Here is a 13,872-nt window from a genome sequence, read left to right as displayed (position 1 = left end):
GTTCGACCTGTCACCAGCGCCCCGCCGGGTCTCCACCGGGCGGGGCGCTGTCGCGCGTTCGCGCCTCAAGTGCCGCACGCCGCACGGTGTCAAAGCGGCCCCGCTCGCCCGGGCCACCCGGCTCACCCCGCGTTCAGCTCCGCGAGCGGCAGCGTGTGCCGGGTCTGGAGGACCTTGGCGCGCAGGTAGCGGATGTTGTCGGCGGTGGCGAAGACGCCGGTGGGGACGCGGTCGTGGACGGTGATGCCCAGCCCGCTCAGCTGGTCGGCCTTGTCGGGGTTGTTGGACAGCAGGTCCAGGTCGGTGATGGACAGGGCCCGAAGCATCTGCGCCGCCGCCGTGTAGTCGCGGGCGTCCTCGGGCAGGCCCAGCGCGGCGTTGGCCTCGTACGTGTCGAGGCCCCCGTCCTGGAGGGCGTACGCGTCGAGCTTGTTGTAGAGGCCGATGCCGCGCCCCTCCTGGCGCAGGTAGAGCAGCACGCCGCCGCGGGCCGCGATGCGCTCGACCGCCTCGCGCAGCTGGGGGCCGCAGTCGCAGCGGGCGGAGCCGAAGAGGTCGCCGGTGAGGCATTCGGAGTGCAGGCGCACGAGAGGGCGCGGGCCGGGTTCGCCGAGGACCACGGCGACGTGCTCCTGGCCGTCGGCCAGACCGTGGAAGGTGACCAGGTCGGCGTCGACGCTGTAGCCGTCGTGGAAGCGCAGCGGCACCCGGACGCGGGCGCGCGGTGTGGCGGCGGGGAAGTCGGGCATGCGGGTCTCCGGGTGAGTGTTTCAGTTTTGAAGCAGCTCCTGATCGAAATCCTACTGCATGCTTTAAAGTTCAAGCAACGGAATTGCGGTCCGGCCCCGGCGGCCCCGCGAGGCCGGGGCGCCGCGTCGTCAGGAGCAGGGCGACGACCGGCGCCGCCACGGCACGTCGGCCACCGCGCCGCCCTCGTCGTCCCCCTGGAGGGCCTGCGCGATCCCCGTGAAGATCTCCTCCAGCTGTTTCACCTGATGCGGCGTCAGATGGTCGAACAGCGCCGCGCGCACCGTCTCCACGTGTCCCGGCGCCACCCGCTCCACCGTGGCCATCCCCTCGTCGGTCAGCGCGGCCACGCTCCCCCGTTTGTCCCAGTGGCACTCCTCGCGCCGCACCAGCCCGTCCTTCTCCAGCCGGGTGACGGCGTAGGTCAGCCGGCTGCGGGTGATCTTCAGCCGCTCCGCGAGATCGGTCATCCGTAGTCGGCGTTCCGGGGCCTCGGAGAGGTTGGCGAGGATGGAGTAGTACATGTGCGCCATGCCGGCCTCCTGCTGGAGCTGCCGGTCGAGCGCGTCCTCCAGCAGAAGGGTGGCCCCCATGTACGCGCGCCACGCGCGCTGCTCCTGCGGGGTGAGCCAGCGAGTCGTCATGCCGCCAGTGTAATTTTGCTTCAAACTTAAACCAAATCGCCGGTCCGGCCCCGACCCCCGAGGTGAAGTGCGTCCATGCCCTACCCCTACGTCCTGCTGTCCGCCGCCGTCTCCCTCGACGGCTACCTGGACGACACCGGCCCCGACCGTCTGCTCCTGTCCGGCCCGGCCGACTTCGACCGGGTCGACGAGGTACGGGCGTCGTCCGACGCGATCCTCGTCGGCGCCGGCACCATCCGCGCCGACAACCCCCGGCTGCTGGTCAACTCCCCCGAGCGGCGGGCGGCCCGGACGGCGGCCGGAAAACCGGAGTATCCCCTGAAGGTCACGGTGAGCGGCTCCGGCGACCTCGACCCGGCCGCCAACTTCTGGCACACGGGCGGCGAGAAGCTCGTGTGCACGACGACGCGGGGCGCCCGGCGCCTGGTGGAGGCGCCCGTCGCGGCGGACGTGGTCGCCCTCGGCGACACCCTCGACTGGCGGGCGGTCCTGGCGTACCTGCACGACGTACGCGGCGTCCGCCGCCTGATGGTCGAGGGCGGCGGCACGGTCCACACCCAGCTCCTCCTGGAGGGCCTCGCCGACGAACTCCAGCTCGTCCTCGCCCCCCTCTTCGTCGGCGACCCGTCCGCTCCCCGGCTCTTCGGCCCCGGCCGCTACCAGTCCGGACGTCTGCGCCTGGTCGAGACCCGGCCCGTCGAGGACGTCGTCCTCATGCGCTACGAGCCCACCGCCCCGGGCACCGGCGCCCTCCCCTCGGCCGCCGACGGCCGCTGGCTCGCCCTCGCCTGCGAGCTGGCCGCGCTGTGCCCGCCGTCGAGGACGGCGTTCAGCGTGGGCGCGGTGGTCGTGGCCGAGGACGGCACGGAACTCGCCCGGGGCCACTCCCGGGAGGGCGGCGACCCGGTCGTCCACGCGGAGGAGGCGGCGCTCGCGAAGATCGACGCGGCGGAGCCACGGCTCCCCGGCGCCACGGTCTACACCAGCCTGGAGCCGTGCACCCACCGCGCCTCCCGGCCCCGCCCCTGCGCCCGGCTGATCCTCGACGCCGGGGTCGGGCGGGTGGTGACGGCCTGGCGCGAGCCGGACACGTTCGTGCGGGGGGCCGACGGGAGCGGACTGCTGGCGGGGGCCGGGGTGACGGTGGTGGTGGTGCCGGAGTACGAGGCCGCGGCCAAGGAGCCCAATCGTCACCTGGTGGGGTGAGCCGGCGGGGTGGGGTGCCCTGCGGTGCGGGCAGTGGATGCGGTGCGGGGCGATGCGGTGCGGGGAGGACGGGGCGGCGGCTGGGGTCGGTATGGCTCCCGCACCGGCGTCCCGCCGAGTCCGGCGCGCCACCCGCGCCCCGCGGAGGGGGGCTCCGGCGCTCCTGTGCCGGCACCAGCGCGGGTGGGGTCGGTATGGCTCCCGCACCGGCGTCCCGCCGTGTCCGGCGCGCCGCCTGCGCCCCGCGGAGGGGGGCTCCGGCGCTCCTGTGCCGGCGCCGGCGCGGGGTGGGGTCGGTATGGCTCCCGCACCGGCGTCCCGCCGTGTCCGGCGCGCCGCCTGCGCCCCGCGGAGGGGGGCTCCGGCGCTCCTGTGCCGGCGCCGGCGCGGGGTGGGGTCGGTATGGCTCCCGCACCGGCGTCCCGCCGAGTCCGGCGCGCCGCCTGCGCCCCGTGGAGGGGGCTGCGGCGTCGGCGCTCCTGTGCCGGCACCAGCGCGGGTGGGGTCGGTACGGCTCCCGCACCGGCGTCCCGCCGAGTCCGGCGCGGCACCCGCGCCCCGTGGAGGGGGCACCGGCGCCGGCGCTCCTGTGCCGGCACCAGCGCCCCGCCTCGCCCGCACCGGCGCCCGCGCCCCGCTAAGCCGCCTCGAACAGCAGCACGGCGTTCTGCCCGCCGAACCCGAACGAGCAGCTGATGCCCAGGCCCGCGTCCACCGGCCGCGGGCGCCCGGCCACGACGTCGAGCTTGTGGTCGCCGTCCTGCCCATCGAAGTTCGCCACCGGCGGCACACTCCCGTGGCGCAGGGCGAGCACCGTGTACGCCGCCTGGATGGCGCCGGCCGCCCCGAGCGCGTGCCCGATCACGCCCTTGGACGCGGTGACCGGTGGCCCCCCGTCCCCGAAGACCCGCCGCAGGGCCGTCGCCTCGGCCGCGTCGTTCAACGGCGTCGAGGTGCCGTGCGCGTTCACGTGGCCGACGTCCCGCGCCGCGCAGCCCGCGTCCGTGAGGGCGGCCCCGAGGGCGAGGACGGCACCCGCGCCCTCGGGGTGCGGGGCGACGGGGTGGTGGGCGTCGGCGGTCGCGCCGTATCCGCGCAGCAGGGCGAGGACGGACGCCCCGCGGGCCCGGGCGGCGGAGGGCCGCTCGAGCACCAGGACCCCCGCGCCCTCCCCGAGCACGAACCCGTCCCGCGCCGCGTCGAACGGCCGGCTGGCGAGGTCGGGCCGCTCGCGGCGGCGGGACAGCGCGCGCATGCGCGTGAAACAGGTGGCCGTCATCCGGGACCGGGCCGACTCGGCGCCCCCCGCCAGCACGATGTCGCACGCTCCCGACCGCACCAGATCCCGCGCGACCCCGATCGCGGTCGCCCCCGAGGCGCAGGCGCTGGACGTGGTGAAGCTGGGGCCGCGCGCCCCCAGGTCGATGGACACCTCCCCGGCGGCCATGCTCGGCACGCTGCGCGGCAGCGCGAGCGGCGACACCCGCTCCGGGCGCCCCGCGCTGAGGTGGCCGAACTCGGTGACGTACGTGCTCAGGCTGTTCGAGCCGACCCCGAGGACGACCCCCACCCGCTCGCCCCGCCAGGTCAGCGGATCGAGCCCGGCGTCGGCGACCGCCCGCCGGGCGGCGACCAGGGCGAACCGCAGGAAGCCGTCCATGCGCCGGGCGAGCGGACGTCCGAGCTCCCGTTCGGCGTCCAGCCCGGTCACCTGGCACGAGAAGTCGACAGGCAGGCCGGCGAGTTCGGGATCCGGGGCGGCCAGCGAGCGGCCCCGGCACAGGGCCGACCAGTTGTCCCCGGCGGTCAGCCCGGCGGGTGTCACCAGGCCGAGCCCGGTGACCGCGACGTCAGGCCGCATCGCGGAAGGCCCGGGCGGCGTCACCGAGGGTGGAGGCGGGGGAGAGGTCCAGCGCCTCGTCGGGCAGCACGATGCCGAACTCCTCCTCGGCGGCCACGACCAGCTCCATCAGGGACAGCGAGTCCATGCCGATGCTCGCGAAGGTCACGTCGGGCGTCAGCCGGTCCCGGTCCACCCGCACTTCCAAGTGGTGGGTGATCAGCTCGACCAGCCGCTCGGGCAACTCGGTCCGTTCCGTGGCCTGGGTCATACGGTGGTCTCCTGTTCGGTCTGCGGTCGGTGCGGCACCAACGGGGCCACCGCTCGCGTTCCTGCGCTGGTGGGGTCCGCGGACGCGCGACGGCCCGCGCCCTCGGCCGCCCCCAGCTGGGATGAACGCGCGAGAACGGGTGGCCGGCTACCCGTCAATCGGGTGGTCCCCGGCCCCCGTACCCGGCCCCCGTAGCCGGCGTCCGGCCGGAAACCGCCTGCTCAGCGGGGGTCGGGGGAAACCGTGGCGCGTCGGGCCCCGCGCATGCCGTACACTGGTGTCATACCGACGCGGGGTGGAGCAGCTCGGTAGCTCGCTGGGCTCATAACCCAGAGGTCGCAGGTTCAAATCCTGTCCCCGCTACTGAAGGCCCGGGGCCGGAATCCAGATCATGGGTTCCGGCCCCGAGTCGTTTCCGGTCCTCGCCCTCTCCTCTCACTCTCTCCCCTCATCCGGTCGGCCCATCCGGGCTGGTCCCGCGCGCCCACTGCGGGAACGCTGGACAGGTGCGGTGACCGTCGTGGTGGGAGAGGACAGTGCGGCCTGCGGAGGCAGAAGGAGAGCGGCCGTACCCCGGAGCCGGCGGCGGGCTCCCCGAGGGCGGGGCTCCCGGCTCGGGTCGCCCCCGTGACTCCCCCGCGCTCGCGCGCCCCGAGCCGCCCGAGCCGCCCACCGAGGAACGGCCGGTCTTCTTCGCCCGCACCTTCGTCCGCGCCCTCCCCGCCCTGCTCGTCGTCATCGGCGGCTGCTACGACTACCTCACCCCCCGCGGTTTCAGCGCCGCCCCGCTGTTCACCGCCGCCCCGCTGATCGCCGCACCGCTTCTTTCCCGCCGGGCCACGCTTCTCATCGGCGTCGCCGCCGTCGCCGTGGGCATGGCGGTGGACATCCGGTACGGCGACCTCCTCCAGGTCGAGGCGCTCACCGAGCAGGTCACCGTGGTGACGGTCGCCGCCCTCGCCCTGCTGATCAACGGGCTCGTCCGGCGCAGCCACGCCCGTCTCCATTCGGCCTGGGAGATCGCCGAGGCCGCCCAGCTGGCGGTACTGCCGGAGCCGATGGAGCGGATCGGCGGCTTCGAGGTCGCCGCGCGCTACGAGGCCGCGCAGGCGGATGCCTTCATCGGCGGCGATCTGTACGCGGTGCAGGACAGCCGGTACGGCGTACGGCTCGTGGTGGGGGACGTGCGCGGCAAGGGCATGGGGGCGGTGGCGGCGGTCGCCGTGGTCGTCGGGGCGTTCCGGGAGGCCGCCGAGCACGAGGCGACGCTGGAGGCGGTGGCGCGGCGGCTGGAGCGGGCGCTGACGCGCGAGGGCACGCGACGGGACGCGATCGACGCCTTCGAGGGGTTCACCACCGCCGTACTCGCCGAGATCCCGCACGAGGACGGTGTCGTCCGCATCCTCAACCGCGGCCATCCGCCGCCGCTGATGCTCTACGCCGACGGCACGGTGCGCCCGCTGCCCGCCCGGCAGGCGGCGCTGCCGCTCGGCATGGGTGAGCTGGCCTCCTGGCCGGACCGCGCGGAGGAGTCCCGCTTCCCGGGCGGCGCGACGCTGCTGCTGTACACGGACGGCTTGTCCGAGGCGCGGGACGCCCGGGGCGTCTTCTACGACCCGGCGGCCCGGCTGGCCGGCCGGACCTTCGGCGGGCCCGCCGAACTGCTCTGCGCGGTGGCCGAAGACGTTCGCCGGCACAGCGAGGGCGGCACCACCGACGACATGGCTCTGCTCGCCGTCCGGCGACCGTCACCAGGGGTGATGGAACAAACGCCCTCCGCATGACAACTGACATGCAGTCAGAAATGGGTACGGTCCTGACCGGAGGTCAACTCGCCCGATTTTCGTCGTTGATGGCCCGTACGTCCTGGCGGAAAACCTTAATGATCAAGTGGAACGGCTTGGAAATCAGGCCCTGGTTCTATTAACGTCCGATAACGCAGCGCGGTCGTCCCAGCCGTCACAAGAGGCGGCTCCGTGCGCACGCGCCGAATCCCGCGCGAGGCCCTTACCGGCCGCACAAGGGAACCGGGGAACCACCACCTTGGGGTGAATCGGGCGTATGCCGCCGTAGTGGTACGGCTGGTTTACGCGCGTAGGAGACCTTCCTGCTCCGAACCCGTCAGCTAACCCGGTAGGCGAGAAGGAAGGAAAGGAGTACGCCCACGTGGCGTCCAACCGGCCTGCCCCACAAGCCCCGTTCGTGCCTGGCCAGCGCGCCGCCGACAGCACCGACACGTTCGTCTACGGCGCGCAGCGCACCGACGAGGGCCCGTGGGAGGAGTGGAATCCCACTGCGGAGACCATCCGCCCCGTACGCGGTCGGCACCGTGTCAGCAAGCAGCGCGGCGGTGGACTCGCCCGCAGCTCCACCGTTCTCGGCGTCGGCGTCATAGCCGCGGTCGGCGCGGGCGGCATGGCCAGTGCGAACGCGGGCAAGCCGCCGGTGTCGATCTCCATGCCCGACCTGCCCTCCGTCGGCGCGCTGATGTCCGACGACGAGGACGCAGACTCCACCGAGCCCCAGCTCGCGAGTGCCCCGCTCAGCAGCCTCGGCGCGACCCCCGCGGAGACCGCGGAGGGCACCACCGACGCCGGTGAGGCGTTGCGTGCCCGCATCATCGCGCAGGCCGAGCAGCAGCAGGAGCAGGTCGAGAGCAAGGCCGCAGCGGAGGCCGCGGCCGCCGCCGAGAAGGCCGCCGCCGAGGCCGCGGCCAAGGCGGAGAAGGAGGCCGAGGAGAAGGCCGCCGCCGCCAAGGCCCTCGCCGAGGAGGAGGCCCGCAAGAAGGCCGAGGCCGAGCGGCTCGCCGCCCTGGCCAGGCAGTACGCGCTGCCGACCTCCTCGTACACCATCACCTCCACCTTCGGCCAGGCCGGCGCCCTGTGGTCGTCCGGTTACCACACGGGCCTCGACTTCGCCGCGCCCACGGGCACCCCGATCAAGGCGGTGCACAGCGGCACCATCACCGAGGCGGGCTGGAACGGGTCGTACGGCTACAAGACCGTGCTGACCCTCGACGACGGCACCGAGATCTGGTACGCCCACCAGTCGTCGATCGGCGTCAGCGTCGGCCAGAAGGTCACCACGGGCGAGGTCATCGGCCGCGTGGGCGCGACCGGCAACGTGACCGGCGCGCACCTGCACCTGGAGGTGCACACCGGCGGCGGCGGACTCGACCCGCTGGCCTGGCTGCAGAGCAAGGGCCTCACCCCTTAAGGAACGCGTTCCCCCTCCAACCCCGGCGGTCCTGACGGCAACCCCCCGACGTCAGGGCTGCCGGTTTCGGCTGTCCGCGGCCCTCTGGTGTCCTACGTGGTGTCCTACGACCGGCAGTCCTACGACCGGTACGGGTTGTACACCGGGTAGGGCGCCGTCGGCCCGTGCGCCGGCGCCCAGCCGTACACCGGCGGCATCATCGCCGGCATCGGCGGGGCGGTCACGCGTGCCGCGTACTCCAGGGCCGGCCGGGCGATCTCACGGCGGTTCCACAGTTCCCTCAGCAGCTCGCGTTCCCGCACGACGAAGTCGGTCCGGGCCCGGCCGCGGCGGCCCCGGTGCCGCAGGAAGGCCAGGGACGTGGCGTACGCCTCGTACTGCGCGACGGCCCGCGCGGCCGGTTTGCCGAGGTGGTGGCCGGCGTACTCGCGGGCCAGGCGGCGGGCCCGCATCGAGCCGAGGGCGAACGGTTCGGCGGGCGAGAGCCAGCCGGCGACGACGTAGGCGGGCAGCTCCTCGCGGACGGTCCGCAGCTCCCGCTGCCGCGTCCAGACCACCAGCCAGGTCAGCAGGCCGAACGCGGGGACCATGAAGCCGCCGTACACCGCGAAGAAGCCGAAGTCGCCGAAGGTCGCCGAGCCGTTCCACAAGGCGTGCATGCCCATCGCGAGCAGCAGCCCGGCCGGCGGCAGCAGGATCCGGCGCAGCCGCTGGCGTTCCCCGGCGAGCGCGGCGATGCCGAAGGCGATGCCGGTGAACACGGTGAACAGGGGGTGCGCGAACGGCGACATGACGACCCGCACGAAGAAGGTAGCGGCGGTCACGGAGGCGATCCCGCTGTGGCCGGCCAGCTGGTCGGTGCCGAAGGCGGTGCCGAGGTAGAGGATGTTCTCGGTGAAGGCGAAGCCGGTGGCGGTGACGCCGGCTATGACGACGCCGTCGAGGATCCCGGTGAAGTCGCGGCGCCGGAAGAGGAAGAGCAGCAGGATCGCGGCCGCCTTCGCGGACTCCTCGACGACCGGGGCTATGACCGTGGCGCCCCAGGTGTCGGCGCTGGTCGGGTCGGCGGTCGCGGTCGCTATCCACTGGGTGGCGAAGCTGTTCGCGACGATGGCTATCAGCGCCGCCGCGCACGCTCCCCAGGCGAAGGCGAAGACCAGGTTCCGCCAGGGCCCGGGCTCGACCCGGTCCAGCCACCGGAAGGCGGCTGTCAGCAGCGGCACGGGGAGGACCGCGAGGCCGAGGCCGACCAGGAAGCCCTCGGTGCCGGTCTGCTCGCGGACCAGGGCGAGGATCACCAGGCCGGACAGGGCGAGCAGCGTGCTCAGCGCGCCGTACCGCACCCACCGCTTCTGCCACCAGTGCGCGTGCAGCAGGGGGCGGCCGCCGGGAACGCCGGGGTTCGTCGGATACGGGGGACTGATCGCCACGGCATTGACCCTAACGAGGGGAGAGTCGAACGAGGGAAGGGTTTTACGGCCGACCGTCGCGCGGACGCTGGTCCTTCACCGCCGGTCCGCGCGCCGGTCGTCGTGCGGTACACGGCGGAAGAGCAGGTCGTTCACCTCATGACCCTTGTCCAGCCCCTGCCCCTCGAAACGGGTGAGCGGGCGGAAGTCGGGGCGCGGGGCGAAGCCTCCGTCGGGCCGGGTGTTCTCGAAGTCGGTGTGCGCGGTGAGCACCTCGAGCATCTGCTCGGCGTACGGCACCCAGTCGGTCGCGCAGTGCAGGATCCCGCCGGGCCTGAGGCGGCTCGCGGCGAGGGTGAGGAAGTCCGGCTGGATCAGCCGCCGCTTGTGGTGCCGCTTCTTGGGCCAGGGGTCGGGGAAGAAGACGCGCAGCCCGTCGAGGGAGTCGGGGGTGAGCATCTCGCGCAGCAGGATGATGGCGTCGCCGTTGGCCACCCGGACGTTGCCGAGGCCGGCCTGGTCGGCGAGGTTGAGCAGGTTGCCCTGGCCGGGGGTGTGGACGTCCACGGCGAGGATGTTGGTGTCCGGGTCGGCGGCGGCCATCCGCGCGGTGGCCTCGCCCATGCCGAAGCCGATCTCCAGCACGACGGGGTGGTCGTTGCCGAACAGCTCGGCGAGATCCAGGACCCGCCGCCCGTCGATGTCCAGACCCCACTTGGGCCACAGCCGCTGCAACGCGTCCGCCTGCCCCGCTGTCACCCGGCTCCGCCGCGGCTGGAAACTCCGGATCCGCCGCTCGAAGTGCGAACCGGCGGGGTCGGCCTTGGGGCCGTCGGGAAAGCGCGGCTCACCCTTGGCCCGATGCCGACGGACGGCGCTGTCACGGGTCGGGTGGGAGGCTTCGGGAATGTTCAGGGAGTCAGACACAGTGGCTTCGATGTTACGGGGTGCGGGGTGACGCGGACGGGGGTGCGGGCCGGAGGCGGGCGGGGCCGGGTCGCGGGCGCGAGGGGGAGGGGGAGGGCCGGAGTATGACGGGCAGGGGTGTGGGTGGAGGTCTGGCAGGTGTGGGCTGTGGACGCGGGTGCCGGGTCGGGGGCCGGGCCGGCGTGGGATGCGGGCGCGTGGGCCGCGGACGCGGGGGCGAGGAGCGGGGCCGGGTGGGCGGGGGCTGTGGACGGGTGAGGGCGTGACTGGGGGGTCATGTGCGGCTCAGTGCTATCAGGGCCCTTCGGGCCACCTCGCGGCCGATCGGCAGGGAGGCCGTCGCCGCGGGGGACGGGGCGTTCAGGACGTGCACGGCCCGCGCGCCCTCCCGGATCAGGAAGTCGTCCACCAGCGTGCCGTCCCGGAGTACCGCCTGGGCCCGCACTCCGGCCGCCGTCGGGACCAGGTCCTGCTCCGTCGCCGCGGGCAGCAGCCGCCGCACCGCCCTGGCGAACGCGGCCTTCGACACCGACCGCCACAGCTCCCCGCCGCCGTACCGCCAGTGCCGGCCCGCAATCCGCCAGGCTCCGGGCCAGGCCAGCGTCCGGGCCAGCTCGCGAGGCCGGACCACGCCCCAGCCGTAGCCCTCGCGGGCCAGCGCCGGCACCGCGTTGGGGCCCACGTGGACGCCGCCGTCGATGCCGCGCGTCAGATGCACGCCGAGGAACGGGAACGCCGGGTCGGGCACCGGATAGACCAGGCCGCGCACCAGCTCCGGCCGCGCCAGCTCGTAGTACTCCCCCCGGAACGGGATGATCCGCATGCCGGGGTCGTCCCCGGTCATCCGGGCCACCTCGTCGCAGTACAGCCCGGCGCAGTTCACCAGCACCCGCCCGCGCACCACGGTGCCGTCCGCCGTCCGCACGGCGACCCCCCGCTCCGGGCGCCGGTCGACGTGCAGCACCTCGGCGCCGTACCGGATGTCCGCTCCGGAGGCCTCGGCCAGCTGCCGCGCGACCGCGCCGAAGTCGCACACCCCGGTCGTCCCGACGTGTATGGCCGCGAGGCCCCGGACCTCCGGCTCGTACTCCGTGATCTGTGCCGCGACCAGCTCCCGCACCGGAATGCCGTTCTCCCGGCCGCGCTGCACGAGCGCGTGCAGCCGGGGCAGCTCGGAGCGCTCGGTGGCGACGATCAGCTTCCCGGTGACGGCGTGCGCGATGTCGTACTCCGCGCAGAACTTCACCATCTCGGCTGCGCCCCGCACCGCGTACCGCGCCTTGAGCGAGCCGGGGCGGTAGTAGACCCCGCTGTGGATCACACCGCTGTTGCGTCCCGTCTGGTGCCGGGCGGGCCCCGCCTCCTTCTCCAGCACGGTCACCCGCGTCCCCGGCGCGGCACGTGTGATCGCGTACGCCGCCGACAGCCCGACGATCCCGCCGCCGATCACCAGCACGTCGCAGTCGTAGGCGATCGTCCGCACCCGCACCACCTCCCGCTATCGATAGTGCACTGCGCCACTGACAACGCCTTCAAACGCGGGTCCGCACCCACGCCGCGTCAGGGGGCCGCGGCGAACCGCGCGACCGGCCGCGCACGGCCCGGGCCGCCCAGGACAGCACCAGCAGGGCAGACGCCCGGGGACCCCGTCCTACGCCGGGGCCATCAGCAGTGGCCGGGCCCGCTCCCGCAGCTCCACCACGCGCGGCTCGTCGCCGTACGGCTCCAGCCGGTGCAGCAGGTCCCTCACGTACTCCGTGGTCCGCGCGGACGATATGCGCCCGGCCACCTCCACCGCCCGCACTCCCTGCTCGCACGCCGCGTCCAGGTTCCCGGACTCCAGTTCGGCGACGGCGGACACGACGAGCCGCAGCCCGTGCGAGCGGACGAACTCCTCCGTCGGCTTCGACAGCGCCTGCTCGGTGAACCGCCGCACCTGCCGCGGCGCCTTCAGGTCCCGGTAACACTCGGCGGCGTCGGCGGCGAAACGGTCGTACGAGTAGAAACCCAGCCAGGACGGATCGTTGTCGCCGTCGCGGGACCGCTCCAGCCAGCCCTCGGCCGCCTTCAGGGCCGCCCCGGCCGCCTGGGCGTCACCCGCGCGCGCGTGCGCCCGTGCTTCGACGAGACGGAAGAAGCTCATGGTGCGGGCCGTGGCCAGCCCCCGGTTGCGCTCCAGGGCGGCCTGGGCGAGGTCGACCCCCTCGTCGCCGAAGCCGCGGTAGGTCGCCTGGAGCGACATCGTCGCCAGCACGTAGCCCCCGAGGGGGACGTCCGCGGCGGCCCGGGCCAGGCGCAGTGCCTGGATGTAGTACCGCTGCGCGGCCTCCTGCTGGCCCGTGTCGAACGCCATCCACCCGGCGAGCCGGGTGAGTTCGGCGGACGCGCCGAACAGGGCCCGGCCGACCTCGTCGGAGTAGGAACCGAGCAGCAGCGGCGCCGCCTCCACCCGCAGGCACTCCGGCACCATCGACGAACGCCAGTCGCCGCCGCCGTACTTGGAGTCCCAGCGCCGGGCGTCCTCCGCGGCCTCCCGCAGCTTCTGCACGTCGCTGTGGCCGACTCTGACCGGTGCGCCGGAACCTTCCGCCGGGTTCACCTCGCGCGCGACCGAGCTGTCGGCCGGGGTTATCAGCCACCGTGAGGCGGGCGTGGCGTACGCGCTCACCGCGAACGACCCGGCGAGCGACTGCCAGATGCCGCCGGAACCGGCCCGTCGGCCGGCGAGGTCGAGGCGGTACAGCTCCGTCGCCGACCGTACCGCCTGGCCGACGTCCCGGGGGAAGGCGAGGCCGACCTCCGGTGCGGGGTCCGCGTCCGCCAGGCCGATCTCGTGCAGCGGCACCGGGCGGCCCAGCTTCTGGCCGATCGCGGCCGCGATGAGGTGCGGCGCGGCACCCTGCGGCACCATGCCCTTCGACACCCAGCGCGCCACCGACGTCTTGTCGTAGCGAAGCGTCAACCCGCGTTGGGCGCCGAGGTCGTTGACGCGCCGCGCGAGTCCGGCGTTGCTGATTCCCGCGAGGGCGAGAACGGCGCCGAGCTTTTCGTTCGGCCCGCGTTGCTCCCTGGACATGCGCCACCCCTCGACACAGACGGCTGCCGCACTGGCATAACCATGCGGCATTCGTAAACCCAGCGTAGTTCGCCGCATCCCAAGCGTTAAGGGGCATTGTTCCGGATGGCGGGATTGTGGTCCGTACGGAAGTACGGTCCCGGTACGCACAGTTGTGGCGTGCTCCCGGTGTGTGGCCGTGCGCCCGCCCGTGCGCTCTACTCCGGCCATCTCGGGAGCGGTTCCATGGCTCTTGCGTGGGTCGGCCCGCTGTACTGGACCAGTGGGCTGGGGGATACCGCCGCCTCAATCCCCGCGGGCGGCGGACCGGTCCGGGAGGCGAACCCGTCTCCCGGACCGTGCGCCGACAGAGCGGTGCGCAGAGCCTGTACAGAGCGTGCACGAAACGTATGCACGTGCACTTGCCCGGAATCGTTTTGGCCGAAAAGCGACCCTGCTCCGTGCGCGTGATTCCCGCGTCCACCACGGAGTTTGAGGGCGCGTTGGGGGTCGACGGGGGGCGTATCGAGGGCGCATTCGCGTCGCAGTTGCCCTGC

11 protein-coding genes, 1 tRNA gene and 1 riboswitch are annotated in these 13,872 nt (G+C 73.8%); of the genes, 4 read left to right on the top strand and 8 right to left on the bottom strand.

The window, feature by feature from the left end:
* Positions 1-122: 122 nt before the first annotated feature.
* Both IPT68_RS17425 and IPT68_RS17420 read right to left on the bottom strand, forming a co-directional pair.
* A complete protein-coding gene (locus IPT68_RS17425) occupies positions 123-749 on the bottom strand; it encodes a GTP cyclohydrolase II (protein WP_189696134.1) in 627 nt (208 codons plus the stop codon).
* Between the two features lie 129 nt (positions 750-878).
* Positions 879-1,391, bottom strand: a complete 513-nt coding sequence (locus IPT68_RS17420; protein WP_189696135.1) for a MarR family winged helix-turn-helix transcriptional regulator — start codon at positions 1,389-1,391, stop codon at positions 879-881.
* Positions 1,392-1,466: 75 nt separating this feature from the next.
* Between IPT68_RS17420 and IPT68_RS17415 the strand changes: the two genes are divergently transcribed.
* On the top strand, positions 1,467-2,597 hold the full coding sequence (locus IPT68_RS17415; RefSeq protein WP_189696136.1) for a dihydrofolate reductase family protein: 1,131 nt from the start codon (positions 1,467-1,469) through the stop codon (positions 2,595-2,597).
* Positions 2,598-3,234: 637 nt separating this feature from the next.
* Here IPT68_RS17415 and IPT68_RS17410 read toward each other — a convergent pair.
* On the bottom strand, positions 3,235-4,458 hold the full coding sequence (locus IPT68_RS17410) for a beta-ketoacyl-[acyl-carrier-protein] synthase family protein (protein WP_189696137.1): 1,224 nt from the start codon (positions 4,456-4,458) through the stop codon (positions 3,235-3,237).
* Positions 4,448-4,708: a phosphopantetheine-binding protein gene (locus IPT68_RS17405; RefSeq protein ID WP_189696138.1), complete on the bottom strand. Its 261-nt coding sequence runs from the start codon at positions 4,706-4,708 to the stop codon at positions 4,448-4,450. Before IPT68_RS17405 ends, IPT68_RS17410 begins: the two co-directional genes overlap by 11 nt.
* A gap of 289 nt (positions 4,709-4,997) precedes the next feature.
* On the opposite strand from IPT68_RS17405, the gene IPT68_RS17400 reads away from it, so the two are divergent.
* From IPT68_RS17400 to IPT68_RS17390, 3 genes are all read left to right on the top strand, one after another.
* Positions 4,998-5,071: transfer RNA gene (locus IPT68_RS17400), tRNA-Met, on the top strand.
* A gap of 173 nt (positions 5,072-5,244) precedes the next feature.
* Positions 5,245-6,492 carry a PP2C family protein-serine/threonine phosphatase gene (locus IPT68_RS17395; protein ID WP_189696139.1) on the top strand — a complete coding sequence of 416 codons (1,248 nt, stop codon included), beginning with the start codon at positions 5,245-5,247 and terminating at the stop codon, positions 6,490-6,492.
* Between the two features lie 191 nt (positions 6,493-6,683).
* Positions 6,684-6,863, top strand: a riboswitch (cyclic di-AMP (ydaO/yuaA leader).
* Positions 6,864-6,874: 11 nt separating this feature from the next.
* Positions 6,875-7,924: a M23 family metallopeptidase gene (locus IPT68_RS17390; protein ID WP_189696140.1), complete on the top strand. Its 1,050-nt coding sequence runs from the start codon at positions 6,875-6,877 to the stop codon at positions 7,922-7,924.
* 119 nt (positions 7,925-8,043) lie between these two features.
* Here IPT68_RS17390 and IPT68_RS17385 read toward each other — a convergent pair whose 3' ends face one another.
* The 4 genes from IPT68_RS17385 to IPT68_RS17370 all read right to left on the bottom strand — a co-directional run bounded on the left by IPT68_RS17385 (position 8,044) and on the right by IPT68_RS17370 (position 13,336).
* Positions 8,044-9,354, bottom strand: a complete 1,311-nt coding sequence (locus IPT68_RS17385; RefSeq protein ID WP_189696141.1) for a PrsW family intramembrane metalloprotease — start codon at positions 9,352-9,354, stop codon at positions 8,044-8,046.
* Between the two features lie 75 nt (positions 9,355-9,429).
* Positions 9,430-10,248, bottom strand: coding sequence for a tRNA (guanosine(46)-N7)-methyltransferase TrmB (gene trmB, locus IPT68_RS17380; protein WP_373300492.1), 819 nt, complete (start codon positions 10,246-10,248; stop codon positions 9,430-9,432).
* 286 nt (positions 10,249-10,534) lie between these two features.
* Positions 10,535-11,752 carry an L-2-hydroxyglutarate oxidase gene (gene lhgO, locus IPT68_RS17375; protein WP_189696143.1) on the bottom strand — a complete coding sequence of 406 codons (1,218 nt, stop codon included), beginning with the start codon at positions 11,750-11,752 and terminating at the stop codon, positions 10,535-10,537.
* Between the two features lie 159 nt (positions 11,753-11,911).
* Positions 11,912-13,336 carry an MFS transporter gene (locus IPT68_RS17370; protein ID WP_189696144.1) on the bottom strand — a complete coding sequence of 475 codons (1,425 nt, stop codon included), beginning with the start codon at positions 13,334-13,336 and terminating at the stop codon, positions 11,912-11,914.
* Between the last annotated feature and the right edge of the window lie 536 nt (positions 13,337-13,872).

The organism is Streptomyces chromofuscus (assembly GCF_015160875.1).
In the GTDB taxonomy this organism is placed as follows: Bacteria; Actinomycetota; Actinomycetes; order Streptomycetales; family Streptomycetaceae; genus Streptomyces; species Streptomyces chromofuscus.
This window is presented reverse-complemented; position numbering and strand designations above follow the sequence as displayed.

Excerpts from the sequence above, each read along its gene's own strand:
- IPT68_RS17425 (WP_189696134.1), bottom strand. The coding sequence starts at position 749 with ATGCCCGACTTCCCCGCCGCCACACCGCGCGCCCGCGTCCGGGTGCCG.
- IPT68_RS17420 (WP_189696135.1), bottom strand. The coding sequence starts at position 1,391 with ATGACGACTCGCTGGCTCACCCCGCAGGAGCAGCGCGCGTGGCGCGCG.
- IPT68_RS17415 (WP_189696136.1), top strand. The coding sequence starts at position 1,467 with ATGCCCTACCCCTACGTCCTGCTGTCCGCCGCCGTCTCCCTCGACGGC.
- IPT68_RS17410 (WP_189696137.1), bottom strand. The coding sequence starts at position 4,458 with ATGCGGCCTGACGTCGCGGTCACCGGGCTCGGCCTGGTGACACCCGCC.
- IPT68_RS17405 (WP_189696138.1), bottom strand. The coding sequence starts at position 4,708 with ATGACCCAGGCCACGGAACGGACCGAGTTGCCCGAGCGGCTGGTCGAG.
- IPT68_RS17370 (WP_189696144.1), bottom strand. The coding sequence starts at position 13,336 with ATGTCCAGGGAGCAACGCGGGCCGAACGAAAAGCTCGGCGCCGTTCTC.